Genomic DNA, 24,393 nt, shown 5'->3' on the forward strand with positions numbered 1-24,393 from the left:
ACAGCACCTAACCTGCAACTGGAGTTCTCATAGTTACAAACTCCTCAGCAGCGGTGGGGTGAATTCCAATCGTTGAATCAAAGGTGCTTTTGGTAGCTCCTGCCTTAAGTGCTACGGCCATCCCCTGAATAATCTCCCCTGCGTCATCGCCAACCATATGCACGCCAATCACCTTGTCGTTGGACGCATCTACAACTAGCTTCATCAATGTCCGCTCTGTATTCCCACTCACAGTGTGACGCATTGGTCTGAATTCCGACTTATAAATAGTGACGTCGAGTCCAGAGTCCCGCGCCTCTTCTTCGGACAACCCCACAGTTCCGATATTCGGTTGACAGAAAACCGCTGTAGGAATGTTGTTATAGTCAATTTCAGCCGTCTCTCCAGTGCGCCAATGCTTAACCAAGGCCATAGCCTCCGCCAAGGCAACAGGAGTAAGCTGAGGCTCACCCGTTACATCTCCCAGTGCATAGATTGACTGCACACTAGTTCTAAAATTATCGTCCACAGAGATTGTGCCATCCTTGTGCAAGACAACACCCTGCTCCTCTAGCCCCAACCCTTCAACATTTGCTACGCGCCCAGTAGCGTAAAGCACCATATCTACATTAATACTGGAACCATCATCGGCATGAGCGAGCAAGCTGCCATCCTGAAGCTTCTCAATAGAAACAACGTTGTGGTTAAACTTTAGATCGATATTTTTCTTCTGCATCTCATCGCGAACAAAAGTGCGAATATCCCGATCGAATCCTCGCAAGAATAAATCTCTTCGATAAGAGAGGTGCACGTTCGCGCCGAGACCAGCAAAGATGCCTGCAAATTCGACGGCAATATAACCCCCACCAACAACCAAAACTCGCTTGGGAAAGTTTTCCATTGAGAAAACTTCATTGGAAGTCAGCGCAAATTCCCGTCCCGGAATATTCGGAATAAATGGCCATCCGCCTGTCGCCACCAAAATACGCTCTGCAGTAATTTCTTTGCCGTTAACAACAACACTGTGAGGACCTTTGATGCTGGCTCTGCCATTTAGGGTTTCCACCCCAGAGTTATCCAGCAAATTGCGATAAATCCCATTGAGTCGAGCAACTTCTTTTGCGTTGTTATCCCGCAGTGTTGGCCAGTCAAACTCAACTCCCGCGCTATTCCAGCCATAGGCTCGAGCATCAGAAAAGCCTGCGGAATAACCACTCGCATAAACAAATAATTTCTTGGGGACACAACCTACATTTACACAGGTCCCCCCCATATAGCGGTCTTCAGCCACAGCGACCTTCATTCCTTGTGCAGCAGCCATCCTACTTGCACGCACGCCACCAGAGCCGGCACCAATAACAAACAGATCAAAATCATACTCAGCCAAAATAAACTCCCACTCAGCTATGCTTCGAATAATTTTTAAACAGCCCGACAATAAGTTTTCTGTGAACAACCATCTCAAGCTGACAATTCTTACTTAATAACCGTTGACACTTGACTTCGCTTTGGATATTCATGTGACTGCTGTCACAGATATCAGCCCGCCAGAGGAAATTGCACAACAAAAAAACCTGAGGCGGATAAAATAACAGTCATTAATAAGAGCAAAACCTATGGGCAATAATATGAAATACCCAAATGCAGTGATGCAGCGCGCCCTATTGCTTACCTCTCTACTGCTCATCAGCAATTTAAGCAGCGCAAAGTCTCATCCATCCTATCTGTCAGAAAAATACTGTGGCGATGTGGTTGAACAATTTGTCGGCTCGGGCATGCGTAGCCTCGACAAGTATATCAACCATAACTTCAACCCCGAATACACCGGGGGAATTCGCAATACAATACAGTTTCTTGAACAGAGGTTGGACTGGCTGAGCGAGTGCGATGATTACCTGACAGACACCACAAAAAGCTCAGTATTTCACAGCAAAGACGACACACAAAAGATCTTCACCGCCATCAGAGAGTTAGCCAAGGAGCTCCAACACGTCCGGTCTGGAGTTGAATATCGGGATGAATCGGGAAATAACAACCCCGCCCCCTTCATACAGCGCCGCTATGAAGCCCTGGCCCAGCTGGTTGATCGACATCACACCCGCATGTTGATGAAAAAACAGTTTCAATAAGTTGCTGACTAAGGGGGCAGATTTTCGCCCCCTTACATCAAACAGTCAGCCCAAGAGATGGGCTTACGATCCCAGTAGCTACTCGGTACCCGCCTTCCGAACCTTTGCTTCCTTTCGCGAGCTAAGCCCAACCATAGAAAACAACTCGGGCATCCTCTCTTTAAGGCCACCACCAATACGGGCCATAACTGATCGCAGGCGAGGGCGCTGCTTTTCAGTAAAAGGGATTGGCCGACAGCTTTGCATTGTCGCCAGGCCGATACGCGCAACAAACAGGCTGGCTCCGACCCCCTGCCCCAAACGCACAGATACTGTACTCAGCATGCTATCGCCAACAAGTTCCGGCCACATTTCACTGATCGCATACTCACTCGCGCCAGTGTAGGCGACCAAAGACAAAACCCTCTTGAACAAGCGCCATCGCACCACAAGAGACGGCTGCACGCCATAAATCTGCGCCACATCATCAATCATTCGCAGTGACTGCCTCAGGGCAACCAGAATATCGATACTGGCAAAAGGGCTCAGCCCAACCAGTGCACCAGTGCTCGTTGAGTGGCGCACGACTCTCCTTAGAGCCTCTTGGTCAAGGGCATTTAAGAAGGTAACCTCTAAGTGCTCTAACAACTCACTGCTATCGTAATAGTCAGCTGCCTCATCTAGAACTCGATTGAGCAGTACACCTTGGGGCTTACCGGCAAAATGCTCCTGCAAATTGCGCCTGAATACTTGCGCCTCTTGGTGACTGCGGCAGTCTCGGGCCTCGGCAGCCATTGCCTGAGTTTTTTCAAGCTTGTTCAGTGGGCGCCCCGCTCGGAAAAACTCCCAAACGGAACTACCAATGATTGCACTGAAGCCCGCCATCAAAACAGCCACAAAAAGTCCCAATCCCCAGTGTTTATCGACCGCCCATTGATAAAGTCCATAAAACTCCCATCCGACCACGGCCACCACTACTGCAAGCGCAGAGAGCACTGCTGGCTTTAGCCACTTAAACCGGAAAGTGGGTAGGCGCAACTCGGAGAAAGCAATCCGATCTGGAAGAGACTCTCCAGTGGTTATTGACCTAGGAATCTCCGCTGACTCATCCGCAAGCGGTTCCACCCGCGTCGCATCTCTGTGCGGGACCTCCTGTCCAGGCTCATCTAGCGACTCGATACGTGTTTCGCGACGGTACTCAGTATTTTTATCACTATTAATCAAACCTTATCTCCCAACAGAAGGTTCAAAAGAGCATCCACCCGTATATGTGGAATATGTCCTGCCTGCATTCCCACTGGAGGCCGCAGCTGTGGTGGTGCAGCTCCCGCATAGTGGCTCCACCCCTGCTCTTCATAGGGCGCCTGGGCAAAAATTTCCGCATTCTCAAAACCTAAATACTGGCCCTCGAGGTCATAACCCATCAGCATTCTCCGTCCATTCTTCTGCCCCTCTCTAGAGCAGCGAACCGCGGCAATTGCCTCGCTAAATACCGGCAAGCCCCGGTGGCGGGCATCGGAGAAAGTCTGCTGCAGCTGCTGGCCCAGAAGCTGCCTCAAAGCATCGTGGTCGGCAGCAAGTACCTGATCGACTTTAGTCGCAGCAAAAAGGAGCCGATTAACCTTCGGACGCCATAGCTTGCTCAAAAACCCCGATTCGCCATAGCGGAATGTATCGGCAATATGGGCAAATGCGAGACGCATATCTTCCAGGGACTGTTCACCGGCAAATAGAGTACCAATCATATCTACCAGTACCAGTTGTCGATCGATATGTCGAAAATGGCTGTCGACAAAGGGTTTTACCTGCGCCTGTACATAGCGTTCGTAACGCGCCTGCAAAACCTTAAAAACACTACTCTCAGGCAAAGCAGCTAACTGCCTAGCATCTAAACCGCGCAAATCCAGGAGTGGTACTACCCCGTACGCCTCATCATCTAGCAGCGCTCTGCCAGGCTGTAAATAACTGAGATTCAACTTGGTTCGGCAACTCAGGAGATAAGCTCGGTATTCCCCCCATAATTCGTCCAAATTTACTTCACTGGCATTCGCCTGGGGGGACAGTGCTGCCAGCTTAGCCATCAACCGGGGGGCCAGCATTGATCGTGCATCTGTAGAAAATAGGTGTGCTTGATGACGACACCACTCTGCATAGTCCATACGCAACAGCGGCAAGTCCATCAACCATTCCCCTGGGTAGTCTCGCAACTCCACTACCAACGTCTTTCTACCATTACCCCGAAAACGGCGCCGGCTGCGTAAATGGATGTGTAACTCCATAGCCGAAGCATCTCTAGTGCTCTGTGGCCAACTAGGTGGCTCAGCCATCAGTGCCGACAGGCAGGTCTGGTAGTCAAACGGCGCCAAACCAGAGTCCAGCGCTGGCTTCAACTCTGCCCCCAACAGATCGCCATTGAGTGCAGGGGCAAAACCAGGTAATTGGGACTTCTCCGGATTGCAGAGTTGGTATATCAGACTGGTGAGAAACGTAGACTTGCCGGCACCACTGAGCCCAGTGATACCGATACAGATGCGTCGGTCCAATAAGCGTTCGGCGGCCCAGTGGGATTTATCCTGGGCCTCTCGGCTCCAGCGGCGTAACTTTTCCTTCAAATGTGGGCGAGATTGACTCTCGCGAGACATAGAATCTTCGCGGTCCAGCGACACACACTCTGTCACTTTGGGCTCCATATAAAGCTGACTTCCAGAAATGGGGATAGAGAGGATGATGGAGGCTCAAGAATACCCCCAAAAAGAAATAGGCGCACAGCCTTACTGGCCGAACGCCTTAGATGCAAAGGGGCTCAGGAGCCGCCGCTTAGTCAACCAGCGCTACGTCTCCCGACCCCATTACTGAGAAGGAGTCAGTTCCCGGTCGTTTCAAGACAATATCACCCGATCCCATTATTGAGCCGCTGGCATTATCGGCGCGCAGACTGCGGCCAATAAAATCACCTGAACCCATGAGGCGAACGTTCACATCGGCAACTCGCCCGCCAACCAACATATCGCCGGAACCTTGTATCTCCGCTAGTAAACTCTCACCGGTAATAGTACTTATCTTCATGTCGCCAGAGCCTGTCACCGCTACTTCCCCTTTGACAGTCAATGCCTTGTTGAGGAACAAATCACCGGAACCAGTAACATACGCTTTCAAGGATTCTGCGGCGACCTTGTCGATATTGATCATTCCTGAGCCCGTCACCCCCAAAGTTAGGCCTTCACTCTCAACACTTGAAGATCTAGCCTCACCAGAGCCAGTCACCTTAAGAGCCTCAATTTTAGGCATCGTCACTGTAAAGTTAACTTCATCTCCTTGCCCTCGGGATATGGTGACAAATCCAAAAAGGTTCTGGGTGTTTTCCTCAACGGATAACTCCAACCTTTCCCCTTTTACCTCAACTTTGACGTAGGGCATTGTGCTGACAGGGCCGACAGCGACAACTTCAAAACTGTCCCCCTGAATCAACTTCAAGTGAGAACTTCCCTTGAGAGACACCTGAGTGAACCCTTCCATATCGAAACGCTTAGTTTCCATTTCTTCTGCCTGGGCATTAGTGCAAAACGCAGCGACTGTGGCGAGGACTACTACCAGCGGGGCAAAGAGCGTCTTCTTCAAAATCATCATTATAGGAATCTCATCGTTATTACCAGTTCATACCTATGTGACTCAGTAAGCGGGGGACTTGGATGCAGTGTCCCACAAATATTTTGGGGACACCATATGACCGAGCAGTCTAAAAAATCAATCTTAACGTCCTAGCCGCACTCCGCCTCGCTAAAGCCCAACTCCTTTAAGGATTGTCGAATCTTTTCCCCCTCATGTGCCAACTGTTCTGAAGAAGCAGGCTTTTGCTTTGAGAAGTCAAAGTCTGACAATTCATCTACAGGTATCAGGTGGATATGGGTATGTGGCACTTCAATCCCAGCGATCATCACACCCACTCGCTTCGGTGAGTAAGTTGCTTTCAGCCCTTTCGCCACCTTTTGCGCAACCAGCATTAGATGACTCGCCAGCTCCTCCGGAACATCATCCCAATGATTAATTTCCTCAACAGGGATGACCAAACAATGACCAGGCTTAATGGGTGAAATGGTCAAAATAGCTACGACCTTTTCATCTCTCCAAATAAAATTGCCAGGTAAATCGCCATTAATAATCTGAGTAAAAATACTTGCCATAAATTATCTCAAAAGGTTGAAATTTATTATTTGGTGCAAGCGTGCAGTCTAACACCAAGAAGAAAAAATAAAGTGTAAAGGCTTAGAAAATACTTGCGCAAACATAGATTTTCTTCTTTGGCGAAATAAACCCCCAATATGTGACAACCTGTCGAACAGAATGACAATTTTCTTAAACCAAGTTGGCATACCGAAAGAATATGTCTTAGGCTCGTCACCAATTAATGTTGTACCGCCATTGAGCCAATGCACATTGTGCTTCTCGTTAACAAAATACTTTTTCGGCTCTGCGGATAAACTTTAAATCAGTGCCAACTGCTCACCGGGGGGAGAGATATGGAAAGCCTGTTGGATCAGGTCGGTGGTGCTAAATTTGTCAACCGTACAGTCAGTGAATTTTACGGTGCTCTCAGCCACCACCTTTCAGCCTACGAAACTTGTGATTTCCGCAAACAATTAAGTCGTCAAGCTCAGTTTTTGAGCCATGCGTTGTCATCTACACCGGAACCAGACCGGAGTAGTCGCGCCCGTTTTTTAGCCAGGGGGTTAAACCCAGAGCTATTCGATTCAATGCTGGAGTATTTCGAGGGTCGCCTATTGGAGTTGGGCTATCGCCCTGACTTCAGCACACAACTGGTTGCAATCGTAACCAATCTCTATGGCGGTTGTGAGCAGGACCTGTCAATCGCTTGCTAATCTTTATCAGCGGCGCGCACGCACAAGTTGCGGCGCGCCCGCCCTGTCAATACAATTGCGCTTCACAGCCTTTACCCCCCGTTTTATTGCGCAGCGGTAAGCGCTCATTCACATACTCTTTTATATCAGAGATTATTCATGAAGATTGCCAACCACACAGTTGTGGAGATCCACTACACCCTGAAAGATGCTGACGGAACAGTCATTGACTCCTCAGCCAATGGAGAGCCACTCAAATATCTGCAAGGGGTTGGTAATATCATTCCTGGGCTTGAGCGCGAGATGCTGGAAAAGGCACCCGGTGATAAATTTACTGCGGTGATCGCACCAGAAGACGGTTACGGCGAGCAAAACCCGGAGCTGATCCAAACCATGCCGCGCAGTGCCTTTGGTGGTGTTGAAGAGTTATCTGTAGGCATGGCATTCCGTGCAGAGAGCACCGAAGGCCACCCGATTGAAGTGGAAATTATCGACATCGACGGCGACGAAGTCACTATCAATGGCAACCACCCCCTCGCCGGCGTTGAGCTGCACTTCGAAATTGAAGTTGTTTCTGTACGCGAAGCGACTGCCGAAGAAGTTGATCACGGTCACGTGCACTGATCCCATGATATGAAACGCCGCCAGCCGCGCGGCGTTCCCCCCTTCCCCAATGTCATTGCCAAACAACATCATCCTGTTTGATAGCATCTGCAACCTGTGCAATCGCTGGAGTCAACTAATACTCAAGCGCGACAGAGAGCAGCGCTTTACCCTGTGCCGAGTGCAGTCCAATGCAGGCCAGCACTTCCTTAAACAGCTGAACCTGCCACTGGACACTTACCAGACCATGATTTTACTGGAACGACATGGTGGCACTTACCAATCCTTTTACAAAAGTGAAGCGGCACTGAGAATTGCCAGCCGCCTACCACAACCCTGGCGTTTATTGGCCATTTTGCGCTACATTCCCCGCCCGGCAAGGGATTGGCTCTACGACTTGGTTGCTCGAAACCGCTATCGCTGGTTTGGTCAACGGGAAAGTTGCCTATTGCCGTGTGACGCTGACAAACAGCGGTTTTTGGAAGATGTACCTGAAGAGACCCCAGATGAGCTTGTCTGACCAGTATTTACAGCGATTTGGCGGCATTGCTCGCCTCTATGGCGATAAGGCCCTCGAAATTTTATCCTCTGCTCACATATTGGTTATCGGTATTGGTGGCGTAGGGAGCTGGACCGCAGAGGCCCTGGCGCGAAGCGGCATTGGTCAGTTGACGCTAATCGACTTGGATGACGTCTGCATCACCAATACCAATCGTCAGAGCCACGCACTCGTCGATACCGTAGGCCATATCAAGGTCGAAGTGATGGCAGAGCGCCTCCGGCAGATTAACCCGGAGATTACGGTTCACACGGAAGAGGACTTTATCGCTAATGACAATTTCTCAGAACTGATCAACCCCGATATACACCCTATCGATGTAGTGATTGATGCAATAGATTCCGCCCGGGTAAAAGCCGCCCTGATCGCTTACTGTAAAGCCCGAAAAATACGCTTGATAACGGTTGGTTCCGCAGGAGGCAAGCGCTCCCCCGATCGCATTGAATGCGCCGATCTCGGCCGTACAATTAATGATCCGATGCTGGCAAAAGTCCGCCAACATCTATACCGCTTTCACAACTTCCAGAAGAGCCGCAAGCGCCAGTTTGGCATCGATGCGATCTTTTCCACTGAAGCAATGGTATACCCGCAGCCAGATGGGCAAGTATGCCAACAGAAGAGCGCTATGCAGGACGGTGTTAAATTAGACTGCAGTGGCGGCTTTGGTGCGGCAACTATGATTACCGGCACCTTTGGGTTTTTGGCCGCCAACCGGGCCATCGAGCGACTCCTCCAGGCAAAAAACTAAGCCGGGGTTAATTGAGCCCTCAGCTGATCGCGGTAGCGCCTGCTCACCGGGATCAGCTGGCCACCAACCAAGTGAATACGCGCATCACCGCTCTCCAGGGGTTCAATCTCCGCAATAGAGTCCAAGCGCACAATATAGGAGCGGTGAATACGAGCGAATGATCCTGGATCCAAACGCTCCAGTAACTTGGTCATAGTCTCTCGCAGGGGGTAAATTCTATCGCCCAAGTGCAGATTGACATAGTTGCCAGCAGCTTCCACCCATTCGATATCCTGCACATTAACCAGAAATTCTTTTCCCAGCTTTTTCACCAGAAGACGCTCCGGCCTTTCTACTGGCTCAGCAGCATCTCCCTCATCTGGCTCTTCTAGTAAGCGTGCCTCACCCTGTAAACGCACCAACAAAAAGCGGTACAAATAAACAGAGCTTAAAAGAGCGGCATAGGTTTGAATATCTTTGAGATATTCATAGAAAAATTCTATAGGCCAGTTACCAAAGTTATAGGAACCATCATTGAGGTGGTAAATGACCGTCCTCATAAACACCATGCCGGAAACGTGGATCAAGGACCAAGGCAAAGTGAACAATAAATGTATGGCCAAGTTCTGCCGAACTCTCCCCTTGCGCAGGGGAAAATAATGATCAAGAAGCAATATCAGCGGAAATAAGATTGCGATCATTAGGATACTGGTTCCCTCCCACACCAGAAATTCCCATGGCTGAAAAATAGAACCCCAGCGGCGGTGATCAAAGTATGCCAAAGCGAACTGAACAAGCCACTGGCCGACAAAAAACAACACCCAGAACCCCACCTCAAACTGTCGCCGGTGCGTCAAATACTGCTGAACCGTCATTGCTCCTGAACCAGTATAAAAATTCATCGGCAGTCTACCCCCGATTCACCCCCAAAAACCACCACTGGCCCCTAATACCGCACAAACCGGCACTTTAGGATAGCTAATGGCAATTACTAACGGGAGCATAGCGAGCGACTAAAACAGCCTTGAACGACGAAACCTATGCATTCAATAACACAGAGACGCCACGATATTGACGCCCTTCGTGTACTAGCCTTTGGCCTACTTATTCTCTACCACCTGGGAATGGCCTATGTCGCGGAATGGGGGTGGCATGTAAAAAGCAGCTACCAAAGCGAGCCACTACAACTGGTAATGCTAGCGGTTAACCAGTGGCGGATGCCGTTGTTGTTCCTGATTTCAGGTGCAGCCAGCTATTTTCTCTTCCACAAGCTGGGCACTGGGGATTACTTACTGAGAAGAATGAAACAGCTATTGATTCCGCTGGCATTTGGAATGCTGGTGGTGGTTCCACCCCAGGCCTACTATGAAGCGCTAAGCAACGGCATTATTGAGCCTGGATACTTATCATTCCTGCTGAAGTACTTCTTGTTCAGCCCCTGGCCAGAGAATGCCTTTGCTGGGAGTGAGTTTGGCCTGACCTGGAACCATCTGTGGTATCTACCCTATCTGGCATGCTACACCCTGGCCCTTATTCCTCTAGCCCTGTGGTTTAAACACCAACGGTGGCTGGGCCGATTCATGGAGAATATTAAATCTTGGCAACTGCTAATTCTGCCGCTTGTACCCATGATGGTATACGGCCTGGTCCTATTTCCGCGCTTTGGTGGGATAAACTATGCCGTCGTCGACGACTGGTACACCCATGCCAGATTTTTTACTTATTTCTTCTGCGGCTACTTGCTGGTCAGCAGTAACGCCCCCTGGGAAATACTGGCAAGATTGCGCAGTCGCTTGGTTATTGCAGCGCCCCTCACTTTCGCCCTATATCTATTATTTGATCGAGTACTACCTGATAGCAGTATGCCCGCCCAAAAAATACTGCTTTTTATGGTTATCTATACAAATCGATGGGTATGGCTCCTGGCTGTTTTAGCCTGCGCTTATCAATTTCTCAATAAGCAATTCCGCTGGTTACCCTATGCCACTGAAGCGGTTTATCCCTGGTATATCCTCCATCAAACCATTACCGTAATCGCTGTGTATCAATTAGGGCAACTCGCCCTGGGGCCCATCCTGGAGCCCTTACTAGTATTATTAATCACTATTTTTGGCTGCTGGGCTTCATATGAATTTATCATCCGAAGAAATCCAGTTTTGCGGCCGCTGTTTGGTTTAAAGCCTATTTCCAATATCGGGCCTATTGAGGTGGAGGCCCCCATACCCCGCTCCAGTTAAGTTAATGGGAGGTCTGCTCCACCAGATTCAAAGCACGTTGCAGCAATGCGTAAAAACCATTGCTGCGCGATTCACTTAAGTGCTTACCGAGTCCTAGCTCAGCAAATAACAGAGAAAGATCTCTCTCTCGAATCTCAGTAGCCGTGCGGCCATCAATTTGTGAAAGTAATAACGCACCCAGGCCTTTTACAACCCGGCTGTCGCTTTCCAATCCAAAATAGTGCCTACCACCCTCTGTCCGGTGCGCTAACCAAGCTGCAGACTCACAACCCCGCACCAGGTTTTCTTCGGTACGTATCTCGGGCTTTCGGGCAATAGTTTTACTCCACAGCATTAATTCTCTATAACGTCCCTGCCAGTTGCGCTGGGAAACCAAACTCTCTAGCAATAACGAGGAAAAATCATCCCTGGCCCATTCATCACTCTGAATACTATCCCCCTGTTCAATTGACTTCTGGATCTCACAGTACTCTTTCAGGGCCTGCAAAAAAGCCTGAATATCACTATCAGTATTGTAGGCTGCGACTGATGCTCGGACCGTCACCAAATCACCGCTCTCTTTACCTAACAATTGTGCACAGTGATGGCCTACTCTCACTGCAATATCGCGCTCGTCCAGCCAGTGCATCAAATCGGCAGCGCTACCATGAATAGGCACAAAAGAGACAATACCCAGATTGTGGCGCACTTGGCTGATAACCCTAAAATTGGGGGACGCTATCAGTTCGCGATGTATCCATCGCACCAATTTCTGCTCATGCGCCGCTATTGCGACCCTATCTTGCTGCTCAAGAAATTCCAGTGCCGCTCCAAGACCCGCTATTGCCGCCAGCGGAGAAGTGCCTGCCTCAAATTTGTGCGGCAAGCCTGCATAATGACTCGTTTCAAGTTCAACGTCGGAGATCATTTCTCCACCACCCAGCCATGGTGGCATAGATTCCAAAAGTGTTTCCCTACCGTATAAGAAACCAATTCCTGACGGGCCGTAAAACTTATGTGCGGAGGAAACAAAAAAATCACAGCCAATTTTCTGCACATCAATCACTTCATGGGCTGCCAACTGGGCGCCATCAACAATCCACATCAAGTGCTTTCTGCGCAGCAATTGCCTCACTGCAGCCAGGTCCGGACGCAATCCGAGTGCGTTGGAACCGCCGGTCAGGGATACAATTCTTGTGCGCTCATTCAGCACTTCTCCCAGGCGATCAAATTCCGGGACACCCGCTACATGGGGTACATAGCGTAAACTCAAATTGAATCGCTTGGCCGCCATCTGCCAAGGGATAATATTTGCATGATGCTCCGCTGTTGAGATGACAATTTCATCCCCAGCCTGCAACTCACTGCACAGGCTGTGCGCCAACAAATTCAGTGCCTCAGTAGCACCGCGACAAAATACAATTTCCCTTGTGCTGGCAGCATTAACAAATTGTGCCGCTTGGCGACGCACTCGCTCCACCATCTCTGTAGCCTTACGGGCTAGACGGTGACTGGAGCGGTGCGTATTGGCATTGCTGTGCACATAGTAATCGCGTACAGCATTAATCACTGTCTCTGGTTTCTGCGTCGTTGCAGCATTATCCAGGTATACCAACTCCTTATTCTCCTCTTGAGCAAAGAGGGGAAATGACTGCCTGAATGATTCAGCGGAAAAACTCATAGGGAAAATAACTTCTCAGTATTTCGACAGGTAGCATTGGCGATTTCCCGCACGGAAACTCCCCGTAAATCAGCCAGTGCTTGTGCAATTTTAGAAAGGTTTTCAGGGCTATTACGCATACCCTGCTGACCTGAAAGAGGCATATCCGGGGCGTCCGACTCAAGCAGTAAACTCTCCAGCGGCGCACGTGACACAGCCCGTCGGGTTTTCGCTGCCCGTGGGTAAGTAATTGTTCCACCGATACCCAGATAGAAGCCGCGCTTCCAGTACTCTTGCGCCATTTGCTCACTTCCACTGAAAGCGTGGATCACACCTCCCCGCGGGAGCTTGAATTGCTTTAACAGCCTCAGGAGTTCATTGTGGGCCCGGTGAACATGCAGAATAATCGGCAGTTCATGGTTACTAGCAATCTCCAAATGAAGCTTGAGAATATCTTCCTGCTTATTCAAGTCAGTGCCGATAGAGGCATCCAAGCCACACTCTCCAACAGCGACACATGAGTATTTCTCAAGGCTCTCACTAAGCCGTACTCCCAACTCCATCAGGTTTTCCCGCCAACGGGAATCTTGCGGGATTTTCTTCACCCACCAAGGGTGAACACCAGCAGCCATCATCCAACCGGGCTGTTCCGATACCAGAGCGCCCAACGACTGCCACTGAGCCTCGCAAACGCCGGGGATAATGACCCTATCTATTCCGGCATTGAGACATCTTTGCCACACCTGGTCCCGGTCCAGAGAAAAAACCTCAAAATCAAAGTGGCAATGACTGTCTATAAATTTCACTTGTGATACCCATTATTCGCGCGCATATTAGCATGAAGTCGCCTTTTCCTCTGGTACACCTGTGATTGAATCTCTTTTGCCGATCGCCCTTTTTGCTTTCTCAGCCAGTATTACACCGGGCCCTAATAACCTGATGATTATGTCCTCAGGACTCAATCACGGCATCTACAGTTCAACACCTCACCTACTGGGAATTTGGCTGGGATTTCCCGCCATGGTGGTTGCCATTGGCTTGGGACTGGGAACCGTCTTCAATCACTTCCCTTTTCTGCATGAAGTTATTCGCTGGGCAGGCATTGCCTATTTACTCTACCTGGCATGGATAATTGGTTCGACCCGGGAAATGGGTTCTGGAAATTCAAGCCAACCCCTGAGCTTTACTCAGGCGATGGCTTTTCAGTGGATCAATCCGAAAGGCTGGATTATGGCCACTGGAGCACTGGCTGCTTTCACCAGTCCCGGCACAGAAATATGGTCGGGAGTTGTTAAGGTTGCACTGGCATTTATCACCATTGGCGGGCCTTGCGTTGCCATTTGGCTATTCTTTGGCGTTGGGCTAAAACGGTTCCTGACTGAACCACGCTACTTGCGAAGCTTTAACATTGCTATGGGATTGTTGCTTGCTGCAAGCGTTATCCCCTTGGCCCTCGAGGGGCTTACCCCCTTTGGCGCAGCCACCTGAAAGGTCTCTTCTACAGCTTAAGCTCGGGAGCCTTCAACTCCCGAGGCGCTCAAAGCTGGGAAAAACTAGCGAGACGCAGCCTGAAAACGGCTTACTGCACGAAGCTCGGCTGAGTCCTGTAACCAAACAATATCTTCAGCATCTACTTGCTGCCCTGTTATCCCTGACAACTGATCACTGAGTACTTCTAGTCGGGTATTCTCATCGACGCCCTCCACCGGAAGTCGGATCCAGACCTGCCCCTCTTCGTCTGTAACCTCCGCAGGTGCCCCCTGGTCAGTACTGCTTAAATGGCGATCAAAAACCGAGCTATGCCCTGGCGGCAAATAAATGGTGCCATTGGTAATATCGACAGCGAAAGCCACTATGCCCGGCAGCAAGCCAAATAGCAGGCCTGCGCCGTCCAAGATTACGACCGCAGGATCAACTCGCCCACCCGCCTGCCCTTTGCGCTCCGGGTACAGGAAATAGCCACAGGCGCTCAGATTCATCACTGTTACAAGCGCAGCGGATGCCACGATACTTCGTTTAATCACTCTATTCATGGTGTCACCTCTCACGAAAGCCCCCTATGCGGAGCTATTACTTGTTCTTTCTATTCCCACTAATGCCATGGGACCTACTCTCTATCTGTACAAATTCACGTCAGATAGCCCTGAGACAAAAAGATCATCAAATTTACGCCGATCGAAACGTTCGTACAACATCAAGCAGGCTCGATTGCCTAAACTTTAACCAGCACTTGCTGCGGGATGTTAAGGAGATTTACTAATTTCTGACAGTGTGGAGTGACGCACTTGTGATCTGACCGGGCAGTAAGCAGTCGCCTGGGGTCCGACACCGGAAATTTCAGGGAGCAGTAGTCGTAGCAGGTGCCGCCAGGGATTGGCTAAAGCACGGTATCCTTATCGATACCGTGCTTTTCTATTTCACTAAATAAAGGAGATTTCGTCCTATCGCACCCAAAATTGGCGAGATCCCCTACCTTTCTTCCTGGAAAATTCCCCCTACCGCTGTATCCTGCGCCCAAGAACAAGAGTGGAGCTCTCTACATGTATATCAGCAGCGCCTTTGACAGCGGCAATATCGAAGTTATCAATACCGACAGCAATCCAATTGAGCTAGCAATCCGTCAGGACAACAATTCTGACTTCTACCAATGGTTTCACTTTCGTCTGGAAGGCGATATTGGCACCAGCTATCCCTTGCGCATCGTTAATGCCGGCAAATCCGCCTACCCGGAAGGCTGGGAAAACTACCGCATCTGTGCCTCATACGATCGTCAAAATTGGTTCAGAATTGGCGCCAACTACGACGGCAATACTCTGGACTTCACTGTAACCCTGGATGAACCCAGCATCTATCTCGCCTATTTCGCCCCCTACTCCTGGGAACGCCACCTGGATCTGCTCGCTTGGGCGCAGAGCCACGACCTGGTCAAACTGCAAACTCTCGGTAAAACCCTTGATGAGCGCGATATGACCATGCTCACGGTTGGCAATGCCGACACCGCGAAACATCGTGTTTGGATGATTGCCCGCCAACACCCAGGAGAGACCATGGCGGAATGGTTTGTTGAGGGCTTCCTGGAAACCTTGCTCGACCATGCCAATCCTACTGCGCAAAGCTTGCTGGCAGATACCGTATTTTATGTAGTACCCAATATGAACCCCGACGGCAGCGTTCGCGGGCATCTGCGCACTAACGCTGCGGGCGCCAACCTGAACCGTGAGTGGCTCAACCCCACAATGGAGCGAAGCCCGGAAGTCTTTTTGGTCAGGGAGAAAATGTTGGAGCTAGGAGGGGATATCTTCCTGGATATTCATGGTGATGAAGCCCTGCCCTATAACTTTGTTGCGGCTTGTGAAGGTATTCCCGGCTATGACGAGCGCCACGCCAAGCTGGAAGAGACATTTAAGCAAGCTTATGAGGCCGTCAGCCCCGACTTCCAAACGGAGCATGGATATGAGCTGGATAAACCCGGCGAAGCAAATCTGACAATTGGTACCGCCTGGGCTGGACATCAATTCCGCACCCTGGCTCTAACATTGGAGATGCCGTTTAAAGACAATGATGACCTGCCCGACTTGATCGAAGGTTGGTCCCCGGCGCGAAGCCAACAACTCGCTCGCGATATTCTTTTCCCAATTCGCGAAACGCTAAAAACTATGTCTTAATCAGCCCAAAAGCCCCTAGCTTAAAGAGCCAAGGGGCTTTTGCCGACCAAAACTTAGTAAACAGGCTTTTCTATAAACCAAGTTATATCGATATAATTAGTCTGCTGACGGCTAATCTCCCCGCTTTCAGTATCCAACCAAATTACATCCAGCTCCCCTGAAGAACTTAACTTCGCTCCCCATACCACACTGTTTGAAGTAGGTGGAACCATACCTAATTTTGAAAATTCATCTGATCCGAGATGATGAGGCAACTGCGCAGTAATTTCTCCCCCATTAAATATATGGGCAACAACAGGTATTGCTTGCTCTGCCTCAATAACTGTTCTCTTTTCGGTCTCGGTATTAACACTACCTAACCAACTAATTCGTACTGCTAACCTTCTGCGTATAGCATCCAATAGATTAGTGATCCCTCCAGCAACAACCCTTCCACTATGGTCTTTCTGAAAAGCAACTTCCCAGTTTCGTTTTGGGGGAGTAGTGAAACACCAAACTGAATGTACACGGTCGCTATCTACCCTATTAGAGTGCTCAAAACGCCCTAGTAAAATACCTCGGCTATCTAGTAAACCGTGCCACCGCCCAAACTCAGAAGAAAGTTCTATCCTTGTATCATTAATTCTAGGAATCTGCCGATGAACAGACTGAACTTTTGTTGCCACTTCTCCAGACATAACAGTTGTAAACTGCGCGTCAGACCAATGTGTAAGATCAGACTCTTTATCTCCATTAAAATCCAAATCCCACCCTACTCGCATTGGCACTCCACTTAAGGCAACTCTGGATAGTTCTTTTTTAGAGCCCGCCACTACCACACCATCAAAGTCGACCTCCAAAATAGGATCGTTACAGCTTGCCATCTGTTCAGCATTAACCTCAATCGCCCTTGCTAAAAAGAAAGTCAAAAGTAGCCAACTTTTACTTTTATCACTATCACCATGCATACTTTATTTGCCATTGTCGCCTTTAAATGTTACCCACTAAAGAGCTGTTATATTTATACCCCAGCAGTAACCCCCCTCATCTAAAGAAGGGATAAAAGTAGCTTTTTATGAGTTGAATTGACTTTCTATGGTTAGTTTACGCAAGCCTTTACCCTTTTTCTTTTGCCATCTTCAATAAAGCAAGCACAGCCAAAAAAAGAAGAAAAGTAAATACAACCAACCCCCACATCACCGACTGAAAAGCCTGGGCAAAAGCCTCATTAAACATGTTAGCGATGCGACCGTGCAGAGCAGCAGAAACCCCCATTGCGCCACGCTCTATCCTTTCAGGATTAATCAGCAATGCATCGATATATTTTTCCAGTGCACTGGTAATCTGCACCCCACTTTCCTGCAATTGATTTAGCAAACTCTGTTTTTCCATTATCCGGAATACAGTACCCACTACAGCCAAACCAAGTGCTGCGCCTATGTTTTGTATGCCCCACAACATTCCGGTTGCTATACCTGCACTATTCGGCGGCAAAGCGCCAATAGCGATTGGGGCTGTCGCACTAAATACAAATCCCCAAGCCACACCGAAAGGTATAAAAGCCAGCAAAAGCGTCGAAAAATTGGTATCCACTGAGAATTGTGTCATTACGATTGCCGCAATCAAAATACATATGACACCAATTAAGATTGGAGCCGCAGGTGCGGAATTAGCCGCCATTCTGCCCGCCACAGGAGATACCAAAGCCATCACCAAGGTAATAGGGAGCAAAATCAGGCCGGACATTACCGTTGTATCCTGACGCACAACATGCAAATAAAATGGTAATAAAAAGAAAGCAGAAATGAGAAATATCAACAAACTAAAATTGGTTAAAACACAAGCGGAAAATAGCGAATTCTTAAAATAGGCAAAATGGATCAACGGTTGCTCCAGTTTTCGCTCAACACGAAAAAGGGCAATAAAACTCAATATAGAAATAACCAGTAACAACAGTATCGGCCAGCTCAACCAACCCACTTGCGCCCCTTCAACTACTAACACCACTAGCGAACCCACACTAAGCGCAAGAAGTATCATTCCACACCAGTCAATATAACTTTTTTCTTTATCTAAATTTTGCGGGCTCCGCATCACAAAAAGACCAAGCACCATACTAACCAACACAAAGGGGATATTAATAAAAAAGATCGACCTCCAAGACAAATACTCACATAGGACCCCACCCAATACCGGACCAAGAGCAAAGCCGACAGCCAATACCGACATCCACCATCCCATTGCAAATCCGGCTTCTTTTTCTACAAAAGTGTGGGACAGCAAAGCAATATTATTCGGCACGATTATAGCAATGGAGACACCTTGAAAGGCCCGCCAGACAATTAACCAAAGTGGGTCCTCAGCCAATCCCGCGAAAAGGGAGCTAACTGCAAGTAATACCCATCCAATATTGAGCATCTTCAGGGAGCCCACAATATCCCCCAATCTCCCCATACTGGCCATCAGGATACATAGCATCAACATAAATATATTCATAACCCACTGAGTTTGAATAAAGGATGCACCTAAACTCTGCTGGATTGTCGGCAGCGCAATACTGACAATGGTGTAGTCCAACCCCAAAATAAAGGTGGCTGGAAAGGAGCCAAGCAAAACAACCCACTTATTCATTAGTCGCATAATTCCCCTTATGCAGCTTGTTAATTAAAGCAAGGAAAGACCCTGAATAATTTATCGGCATTTAATGCTGAGAGAGCTACACAACCCATCCATTATCAATAGAATTATGATGCCACCAGAAAACAACAAGAAACCAACCCTCTTCACATAGACAAAAAAGTCCAATTCGTAGTAAAAAGCAAAAATAATAAAAACGGTACCTTAAGGCACCACACACCAATAAAAATTAAAAAATATTCACTAGCGTCTACTGCAAAGGTAGCGTATCTACTCAGTCCGGAGAAAAATAATGAAACACACTATCAGACAGATGATCCTATCGATTCTATTTGTACTTTCCTTCGCCTCTCCCCCCCTTTGGGCCGATAGCATTTCTGATTTCCAAAACAGCTGGACAGGCACAGCCTTGGATCTACAGCGTCAAATAGACAACCACACTCCCATGAGTGAAAACAATATTTTGGGGACACACAATTCTTACAACTCAGAAGTGTATCGCGCCTGTAACTTCTCAGTGGGATGCCGCTACCTGGACCCTCAACAGGAGCATTCCATAAAAGATCAATTGCGCATGGGAGCTCGCTTTATAGAGCTGGATGTCCATTGGACAACGAAAATGGAGAGCCTTTTTTCCTACCCAAAAAGATTACTTCTGTGCCATGGGCTCTGCAGTATCAATGATAAGTATGCGACTGAAGGATTTAACGAAATAAAGGACTGGCTAAATGACAGCGCCAATCAGGACGAAGTCATCATTTTATATATCGAGGACCACTCTGATGGGCGCCATCAAGATCTCTACAACCAAATAACCGATCGATTCGGGGATAAGATTTTCTACAGTGGCGGCTGCCAGAGTATTCCCAGCAGCCTTACAAAAAATGATGTGCTTGCTGCAGGGAAACAAGTCGTCGTGTGGAAAGATAGCGGCTGCTCTGGAAATGGTGACATGAAGAACATGGCCTTCACCGGATTAGGGGAAATCGGTCGAGTGTGGGAAGACAGCACCACTATTGGCACTATAGGAGAAATTTTTAGCGGTGGTATTGAACGAATCACAGCCGACGATGTGCGCAATGGCTTTGCTATAGGCCACAACATAATCAACCTCGATAATATGAATACGACCGATGGTCGCATCGCTGCAGCTATTTGGTCATGGGATCAGAATGAGCCAAATAACTTGAACAATGAGGATTGCGCTATGCAGTGGGGCAACGGGCGCTGGAATGATGCCAACTGCAGCAACCAATATAGCTTCGCATGTAAGAACACGGCTGAAGGTAGCTGGCTGGTCAGCGCCTCAACAGGCCCATTCTCTTATGGTGCCGGGGTGTGCCAAGCACTGGGCAATGACTACTTGTTTTCCGCCCCCACCAATAGCCAGGACAACCAAGCCCTTAAAAGCGCCAAGGAAACCACTGGCTATGACAAGGTATGGATTAACTATCAGGACCAGATAACTGAGGGCCAGTGGCAGCACAATTAACCTCAAAAATCTCGACTTGAGGATTTAGGCTGGATAGGAGGCTAAGCCCGAGCCTCCTATCCAAGGCGAGTTTTATTGAAACCTCTCAAACACAAACCCTGTCACCATATTCAACTAAATTACCAAAACGGGAATATAGCTCTGGGCCCAGCCACACTCTACTCTCCACTGATCACTGATCACTGATATGTCGTTAGTTAAGACAAGATCAGGCATAATCTGCCTCCTAACAAGACTGTCAGGACAAAATTATGCGAATTCCTACCACCTGGCGCCGCCTTGGCTTGGCTATAGCCATCGGCGGTGTTATCAGCGGTTGTAGCAAGGGCAACGAAGAAGTCAGCTCACAAGCGCACTCCCATAAAGAACATACCGAACACAGCACCGAAAAGCTCAATCAAGAAGCCGCTGAGAAGGCTCAAATTGATATTGTCGCCGCCGACCTGCACAAGCATGTCGCCGTATTGGCTTCTGATGAATTCGAAGGCCGCGCTCCCGCCAGTAAAGGTGAGGAGCTGACGGTAAACTATCTGGCAGAGCAATTTAAGGCGCTCGGACTTACCCCTGGCGCCGTAGATTCCGACGGTAACCCCAGCTGGTTCCAGGAAGTCCCCATTGTAGAGATGGATATTCAATCCACCCCCCTTACTATTCAGGGCGAAGGTGTAGGCCAGGTTCTAAAACCTATTGACGACATGGTCGCGTTTACCCAGCGGCAAACCAGCGCATCCAGCCTTAATGAAAGCGAATTGGTTTTTGTCGGTTACGGCATCGTAGCTCCAGAAAACAACTGGAATGACTACGCAGGTCTGGATATGGAAGGCAAAACCGCAGTCATTCTGGTGAATGACCCTGGCTATGCTACCCAAGATGAGGCTCTATTTAATGGCAATGCCATGACCTACTACGGTCGCTGGAGCTACAAGTTTGAAGAAGCTGCCCGTCAGGGCGCCGCAGGGGCCATTATTATCCATGAGAATGGCGCTGCCGGTTACCCTTGGGAAGTAGTGAGCGGCTCCTGGTCTGGCGCCCAGGTAAGCCTTGAAGCAGAAAACAAGAATATCGATCGCGTGGCGATTGAGGCCTGGATCACTAACCAGGCAGCGAAGGATCTGTTCCAGGCAGCAGGTCTCGATTTGGCCGAAGAAATGGCAGCGGCAAAAGCATCGGGATTCAAGCCTAAGTCACTGGAACTCAAAGCCAGCATCGAACTCAGCAACAGCCTTGAGAAGTCCAACTCTCGCAATGTTATTGCTAAGTTACCCGGCAAAAAGTACGCAGATGAAACCATTGTTTACACTGCCCACTGGGACCACTTAGGGGTCAACCGAAATGCTTCTGGTGAAGACCATATCTTCAATGGCGCAGTGGACAATGCCACCGGTACCGCTGGACTACTTGCTCTTGCAGCCCAAGCAGTAAAAGAGGATCAAGCTGATCGCTCCCTGGTATTCGTCGCAGTAACTGCTGAAGAGTCCGGTTTACTCGGCTCCAAATACTATGCCGCCAACCCAGTTGAACCTCTGGAAAAGACGGTTGCCGGCTTTAACTTCGACGCTATGAATGTCTTGGGCCCCACCAAAGACATCACCGTCGTAGGCTTCGGCAGCAGCGAGCTGGAAAATCTCTTAGAAGCAGCCGCCAAAAAGCAGGGCCGCTATCTGGCTGCTGAAGAGCACCCGGAACGCGGCTACTTCTATCGCTCAGATCATTTCAGCCTGGCAAAAGAAGGCGTGCCAATGCTGTATTTTGATTCCGGTAGCGAAAACCATGAGCACGGCCGGGAGTGGGCACAATCCAAGGACAAGGAATATCTCAGCCAGCACTACCACAAGCCGGGAGATGAGTACGACCCCAACTGGAACCTGAAAGGCGCCGCTATGAATTTGCAGCTGGGCCTGCAATTGGGCCTGAAGCTGGCAAACAGCCGCGACTGGCCCAACTGGTATGAAGGCAATGAGTTCCGCGCTATTCGCGACGCCAGTGCCGAAAGCCGCAAATAACTAAGCAGGATAAATATCCCGTTTTTCCTTGGTGGTACCTCCTCGGTGCCACCAACCTCCCCCCCCAAACATCAACCCTGCATTAGCTGCAGGTGCATCTCCCTGAATCGAAACCAATAAAAAAGCCCCACTGTCTCCAGCAGGGCCTTTTAAGCGAATTAACTCTTTAGCTAAATAGCGACTTAAGCAGCGCTAGTAGCCTCAAGCTTTTTCAACTCTTCATCGCGAAGTTCACGGCGCAAGATTTTACCCACATTAGTTTTGGGTAAGTCCTCACGGAACTCCACATGCTTCGGCACTTTATAAGCCGTCATATGCTCACGGCAGTAGGCGACAACTTCATCTTCAGTCAAAGATGGATCAGCCTTCACCAGGAAGAGCTTCACCTGCTCACCACTTTTCTCATCCGGGATACCGATAGCGGCAGCTTCAGTGACCTTCGAATGCGCGCTGATCACATCTTCAATTTCATTGGGATATACATTGAAGCCGGACACAATAATCATGTCCTTCTTGCGATCCACAATTTTGATGTAACCGTCATCCTGAATAACGGCCATATCACCGGTATTCAACCAACCTTCACTATCGATAGTATCCGCAGTCGCTTCCGGGCGCTGCCAATAACCTTTCATCACCTGCGGCCCACGTACACACAACTCACCAGGGGAGTTATTCGGCAGGTCATTGCCATTTTCATCGACAACCTTAACCTCGGTACCGGGAACCGGAACGCCCACTGTACCCAGTTGCACACCATCAGCCGGGTTAAATGAAACAACCGGGGAAGTCTCGGTCATACCGTAACCTTCCATAACAATGCAGCCGGTCATTTCTTCCCAACGCTTAGCGGTATCTCGAGTTAACGCCATACCACCAGAAGCTGTCGAGTGCAATTTACTAAAGTCCAGCTCAGCAAAATCCTTGTTGCGCATCAACCCATTAAATAGGGTGTTGAGCCCAACAAATCCTGTGAAACGCAGGCCTTTCAACATCTTCACAAAACCCGGGATATCGCGCGGGTTGGGTACTAATAGCGAATGGTTACCCGTGGAGAAAAGGCACATACAGTGGATGGTAAATGCGTAGATATGATAAAGCGGCAAAGGTGCAATATAGAACTCCTCGCCCTCTTTCATGCCATTGGCAAAGGCAATACGCACCTGCTCCATGTTGGCAACTAGGTTGCCATTAGTCAGCATTGCACCCTTGGCAACTCCAGTGGTACCGCCGGTATATTGTAAAACCGCAATATCTTCTTTAGTGCGCTCAACATCCTTATGTGGACGCTCAGCACCTTTTGCCATGGCATCGCGGAAACGAACTTCATTGGCAAAAGAAAATTCAGGCACCATTTTCTTAACGTACTTCGCCACACTGTTGATCAAGGTACGTTTCAGCGGGCTGTGCAGATCCGCAATTTCGGTAACAATAACTTGCTTTACATCAGTTTCAGCAACCACGGCAGCAGCGGTATCGGCAATATTCGCCAGTACGACCAGAGCCTTGGCCCCTGAATCATTCAGCTGATGCTTAAGCTCGCGCTGCGTGTACAGCGGATTGGTATTTACTACAACCAGACCTGCGCGCAGTGCACCAAAAACAACCACTGGGTACTGCAACACGTTGGGCAGCTGGACAGCGATGCGATCGCCGGGCTTCAAGTCAGTATGATTTTGTAAATAAGAGGCGAATTTTCCACTTAGCGTGTCAATATCATTGATAGAAAGTGTACGCCCCAGGCATGTGAAAGCCGGCCGGTCACCGAATTTGGCGCAAGCGCCTTTAAAGACATCAAGTATGCTGCGATCAATGTCCAACTCTCTTCTCCCATTCCTGATTGTTGTCGTCGCTTGCCCACACCTTCCGTCTCCATAGGCGAAAGCTGCCATATCTCTTGGCGAGCGAG

At 49.1% G+C, this 24,393-nt stretch carries 22 protein-coding genes; 10 read left to right on the forward strand and 12 right to left on the reverse strand.

Features of this window, described 5'->3' with window-relative positions:
* Positions 1 to 7 precede the first annotated feature (7 nt).
* Positions 8 to 1,366 (reverse strand): glutathione-disulfide reductase, encoded by a 1,359-nt coding sequence (gorA, locus tag ACJJIL_RS13715; RefSeq protein WP_413665164.1) that lies wholly within the window; start codon positions 1,364 to 1,366, stop codon positions 8 to 10.
* Between the two features lie 241 nt (positions 1,367 to 1,607).
* On the opposite strand from gorA, the gene ACJJIL_RS13720 reads away from it, so the two are divergent.
* Entirely contained in the window at positions 1,608 to 2,108 is a 501-nt protein-coding gene (locus ACJJIL_RS13720; RefSeq protein ID WP_413665163.1) for a hypothetical protein, read from the forward strand.
* A 78-nt stretch (positions 2,109 to 2,186) separates the two neighbouring features.
* Here the strand turns inward: ACJJIL_RS13720 and ACJJIL_RS13725 are convergent, their stop codons facing one another.
* The 4 genes from ACJJIL_RS13725 to ACJJIL_RS13740 form a co-directional block, all read right to left on the reverse strand.
* Positions 2,187 to 3,311: a TIGR01620 family protein gene (locus ACJJIL_RS13725; protein WP_444957267.1), complete on the reverse strand. Its 1,125-nt coding sequence runs from the start codon at positions 3,309 to 3,311 to the stop codon at positions 2,187 to 2,189.
* Entirely contained in the window at positions 3,308 to 4,765 is a 1,458-nt protein-coding gene (locus tag ACJJIL_RS13730; protein WP_444957266.1) for a YcjX family protein, read from the reverse strand. The genes ACJJIL_RS13725 and ACJJIL_RS13730 overlap by 4 nt, the downstream gene beginning before the upstream one ends.
* A 139-nt stretch (positions 4,766 to 4,904) precedes the next feature.
* Positions 4,905 to 5,714, reverse strand: a complete 810-nt coding sequence (locus ACJJIL_RS13735; RefSeq protein WP_444905779.1) for a GIN domain-containing protein — start codon at positions 5,712 to 5,714, stop codon at positions 4,905 to 4,907.
* 131 nt (positions 5,715 to 5,845) lie between these two features.
* On the reverse strand, positions 5,846 to 6,268 hold the full coding sequence (locus ACJJIL_RS13740) for an HIT family protein (protein WP_445359950.1): 423 nt from the start codon (positions 6,266 to 6,268) through the stop codon (positions 5,846 to 5,848).
* Positions 6,269 to 6,604: 336 nt separating this feature from the next.
* Here ACJJIL_RS13740 and ACJJIL_RS13745 point away from each other — a divergent pair, with 336 nt between their 5' ends.
* From ACJJIL_RS13745 to tcdA, 4 genes are all read left to right on the forward strand, one after another.
* Entirely contained in the window at positions 6,605 to 6,964 is a 360-nt protein-coding gene (locus ACJJIL_RS13745) for a hypothetical protein (RefSeq protein ID WP_444896694.1), read from the forward strand.
* A 138-nt stretch (positions 6,965 to 7,102) separates the two neighbouring features.
* On the forward strand, positions 7,103 to 7,567 hold the full coding sequence (locus ACJJIL_RS13750; protein WP_413665157.1) for an FKBP-type peptidyl-prolyl cis-trans isomerase: 465 nt from the start codon (positions 7,103 to 7,105) through the stop codon (positions 7,565 to 7,567).
* Between the two features lie 49 nt (positions 7,568 to 7,616).
* Complete coding sequence (locus ACJJIL_RS13755) at positions 7,617 to 8,066, forward strand: thiol-disulfide oxidoreductase DCC family protein (protein ID WP_282933451.1); 450 nt, start codon at positions 7,617 to 7,619, stop codon at positions 8,064 to 8,066.
* Positions 8,053 to 8,853 carry a tRNA cyclic N6-threonylcarbamoyladenosine(37) synthase TcdA gene (gene tcdA / locus ACJJIL_RS13760; protein WP_445359951.1) on the forward strand — a complete coding sequence of 267 codons (801 nt, stop codon included), beginning with the start codon at positions 8,053 to 8,055 and terminating at the stop codon, positions 8,851 to 8,853. Before ACJJIL_RS13755 ends, tcdA begins: the two co-directional genes overlap by 14 nt.
* Here tcdA and ACJJIL_RS13765 read toward each other — a convergent pair.
* The gene (locus ACJJIL_RS13765; protein ID WP_445359952.1) at positions 8,850 to 9,734 is read right to left on the reverse strand and encodes a LytR/AlgR family response regulator transcription factor; all 885 of its coding nucleotides are present in this window, start codon (positions 9,732 to 9,734) and stop codon (positions 8,850 to 8,852) included. The two genes, tcdA and ACJJIL_RS13765, sit on opposite strands and share 4 nt — an antisense overlap.
* A gap of 138 nt (positions 9,735 to 9,872) precedes the next feature.
* On the opposite strand from ACJJIL_RS13765, the gene ACJJIL_RS13770 reads away from it, so the two are divergent.
* Entirely contained in the window at positions 9,873 to 11,069 is a 1,197-nt protein-coding gene (locus ACJJIL_RS13770; protein ID WP_445359953.1) for an acyltransferase family protein, read from the forward strand.
* A 1-nt stretch (position 11,070) separates the two neighbouring features.
* Here the strand turns inward: ACJJIL_RS13770 and ACJJIL_RS13775 are convergent, their stop codons facing one another.
* Complete coding sequence (locus ACJJIL_RS13775) at positions 11,071 to 12,729, reverse strand: aminotransferase class V-fold PLP-dependent enzyme (RefSeq protein ID WP_444916086.1); 1,659 nt, start codon at positions 12,727 to 12,729, stop codon at positions 11,071 to 11,073.
* A complete protein-coding gene (locus tag ACJJIL_RS13780; protein WP_444905784.1) occupies positions 12,726 to 13,514 on the reverse strand; it encodes a TatD family hydrolase in 789 nt (262 codons plus the stop codon). The genes ACJJIL_RS13775 and ACJJIL_RS13780 overlap by 4 nt, the downstream gene beginning before the upstream one ends.
* 61 nt (positions 13,515 to 13,575) lie before the next feature.
* Between ACJJIL_RS13780 and ACJJIL_RS13785 the strand changes: the two genes are divergently transcribed.
* Entirely contained in the window at positions 13,576 to 14,196 is a 621-nt protein-coding gene (locus ACJJIL_RS13785; protein WP_444905785.1) for a LysE family translocator, read from the forward strand.
* Positions 14,197 to 14,261: 65 nt separating this feature from the next.
* On the opposite strand, the gene ACJJIL_RS13790 is transcribed toward ACJJIL_RS13785, so the two are convergent.
* Positions 14,262 to 14,741 carry a hypothetical protein gene (locus ACJJIL_RS13790; RefSeq protein WP_444905786.1) on the reverse strand — a complete coding sequence of 160 codons (480 nt, stop codon included), beginning with the start codon at positions 14,739 to 14,741 and terminating at the stop codon, positions 14,262 to 14,264.
* A 507-nt stretch (positions 14,742 to 15,248) separates the two neighbouring features.
* On the opposite strand from ACJJIL_RS13790, the gene ACJJIL_RS13795 reads away from it, so the two are divergent.
* Entirely contained in the window at positions 15,249 to 16,373 is a 1,125-nt protein-coding gene (locus ACJJIL_RS13795; RefSeq protein ID WP_445356065.1) for a M14 family metallopeptidase, read from the forward strand.
* Positions 16,374 to 16,426: 53 nt separating this feature from the next.
* Here the strand turns inward: ACJJIL_RS13795 and ACJJIL_RS13800 are convergent, their stop codons facing one another.
* Together ACJJIL_RS13800 and ACJJIL_RS13805 are read right to left on the reverse strand one after the other, a co-directional pair.
* Positions 16,427 to 17,320: a hypothetical protein gene (locus tag ACJJIL_RS13800; protein ID WP_445359954.1), complete on the reverse strand. Its 894-nt coding sequence runs from the start codon at positions 17,318 to 17,320 to the stop codon at positions 16,427 to 16,429.
* Between the two features lie 148 nt (positions 17,321 to 17,468).
* Positions 17,469 to 18,992 carry an MFS transporter gene (locus tag ACJJIL_RS13805; RefSeq protein ID WP_445359955.1) on the reverse strand — a complete coding sequence of 508 codons (1,524 nt, stop codon included), beginning with the start codon at positions 18,990 to 18,992 and terminating at the stop codon, positions 17,469 to 17,471.
* A 289-nt stretch (positions 18,993 to 19,281) separates the two neighbouring features.
* On the opposite strand from ACJJIL_RS13805, the gene ACJJIL_RS13810 reads away from it, so the two are divergent.
* Both ACJJIL_RS13810 and ACJJIL_RS13815 read left to right on the forward strand, forming a co-directional pair.
* Positions 19,282 to 20,481: a phosphatidylinositol-specific phospholipase C domain-containing protein gene (locus ACJJIL_RS13810; protein WP_444916082.1), complete on the forward strand. Its 1,200-nt coding sequence runs from the start codon at positions 19,282 to 19,284 to the stop codon at positions 20,479 to 20,481.
* Positions 20,482 to 20,732: 251 nt separating this feature from the next.
* Positions 20,733 to 22,484: a M28 family metallopeptidase gene (locus ACJJIL_RS13815; protein WP_444916081.1), complete on the forward strand. Its 1,752-nt coding sequence runs from the start codon at positions 20,733 to 20,735 to the stop codon at positions 22,482 to 22,484.
* A 182-nt stretch (positions 22,485 to 22,666) separates the two neighbouring features.
* Here the strand turns inward: ACJJIL_RS13815 and ACJJIL_RS13820 are convergent, their stop codons facing one another.
* Positions 22,667 to 24,304 carry an AMP-binding protein gene (locus tag ACJJIL_RS13820; protein WP_444916080.1) on the reverse strand — a complete coding sequence of 546 codons (1,638 nt, stop codon included), beginning with the start codon at positions 24,302 to 24,304 and terminating at the stop codon, positions 22,667 to 22,669.
* Positions 24,305 to 24,393: the final 89 nt, after the last annotated feature.

The organism is Microbulbifer maximicatervae (SeqCode) (assembly GCF_052468095.1).

Bases quoted from the DNA above. Each gene is read 5' to 3' on its own strand.
- ACJJIL_RS13810 (WP_444916082.1), top strand. From the start codon at position 19,282: ATGAAACACACTATCAGACAGATGATCCTATCGATTCTATTTGTACTT.
- ACJJIL_RS13750 (WP_413665157.1), top strand. From the start codon at position 7,103: ATGAAGATTGCCAACCACACAGTTGTGGAGATCCACTACACCCTGAAA.
- ACJJIL_RS13805 (WP_445359955.1), bottom strand. From the start codon at position 18,992: ATGCGACTAATGAATAAGTGGGTTGTTTTGCTTGGCTCCTTTCCAGCC.
- ACJJIL_RS13735 (WP_444905779.1), bottom strand. From the start codon at position 5,714: ATGATGATTTTGAAGAAGACGCTCTTTGCCCCGCTGGTAGTAGTCCTC.
- ACJJIL_RS13745 (WP_444896694.1), top strand. From the start codon at position 6,605: ATGGAAAGCCTGTTGGATCAGGTCGGTGGTGCTAAATTTGTCAACCGT.
- ACJJIL_RS13800 (WP_445359954.1), bottom strand. From the start codon at position 17,320: ATGCATGGTGATAGTGATAAAAGTAAAAGTTGGCTACTTTTGACTTTC.
- ACJJIL_RS13765 (WP_445359952.1), bottom strand. From the start codon at position 9,734: ATGAATTTTTATACTGGTTCAGGAGCAATGACGGTTCAGCAGTATTTG.
- ACJJIL_RS13795 (WP_445356065.1), top strand. From the start codon at position 15,249: ATGTATATCAGCAGCGCCTTTGACAGCGGCAATATCGAAGTTATCAAT.
- ACJJIL_RS13720 (WP_413665163.1), top strand. From the start codon at position 1,608: ATGAAATACCCAAATGCAGTGATGCAGCGCGCCCTATTGCTTACCTCT.
- ACJJIL_RS13770 (WP_445359953.1), top strand. From the start codon at position 9,873: ATGCATTCAATAACACAGAGACGCCACGATATTGACGCCCTTCGTGTA.
- ACJJIL_RS13790 (WP_444905786.1), bottom strand. From the start codon at position 14,741: ATGAATAGAGTGATTAAACGAAGTATCGTGGCATCCGCTGCGCTTGTA.
- ACJJIL_RS13775 (WP_444916086.1), bottom strand. From the start codon at position 12,729: ATGAGTTTTTCCGCTGAATCATTCAGGCAGTCATTTCCCCTCTTTGCT.
- tcdA (WP_445359951.1), top strand. From the start codon at position 8,053: ATGAGCTTGTCTGACCAGTATTTACAGCGATTTGGCGGCATTGCTCGC.
- ACJJIL_RS13755 (WP_282933451.1), top strand. From the start codon at position 7,617: ATGTCATTGCCAAACAACATCATCCTGTTTGATAGCATCTGCAACCTG.
- ACJJIL_RS13815 (WP_444916081.1), top strand. From the start codon at position 20,733: ATGCGAATTCCTACCACCTGGCGCCGCCTTGGCTTGGCTATAGCCATC.
- ACJJIL_RS13740 (WP_445359950.1), bottom strand. From the start codon at position 6,268: ATGGCAAGTATTTTTACTCAGATTATTAATGGCGATTTACCTGGCAAT.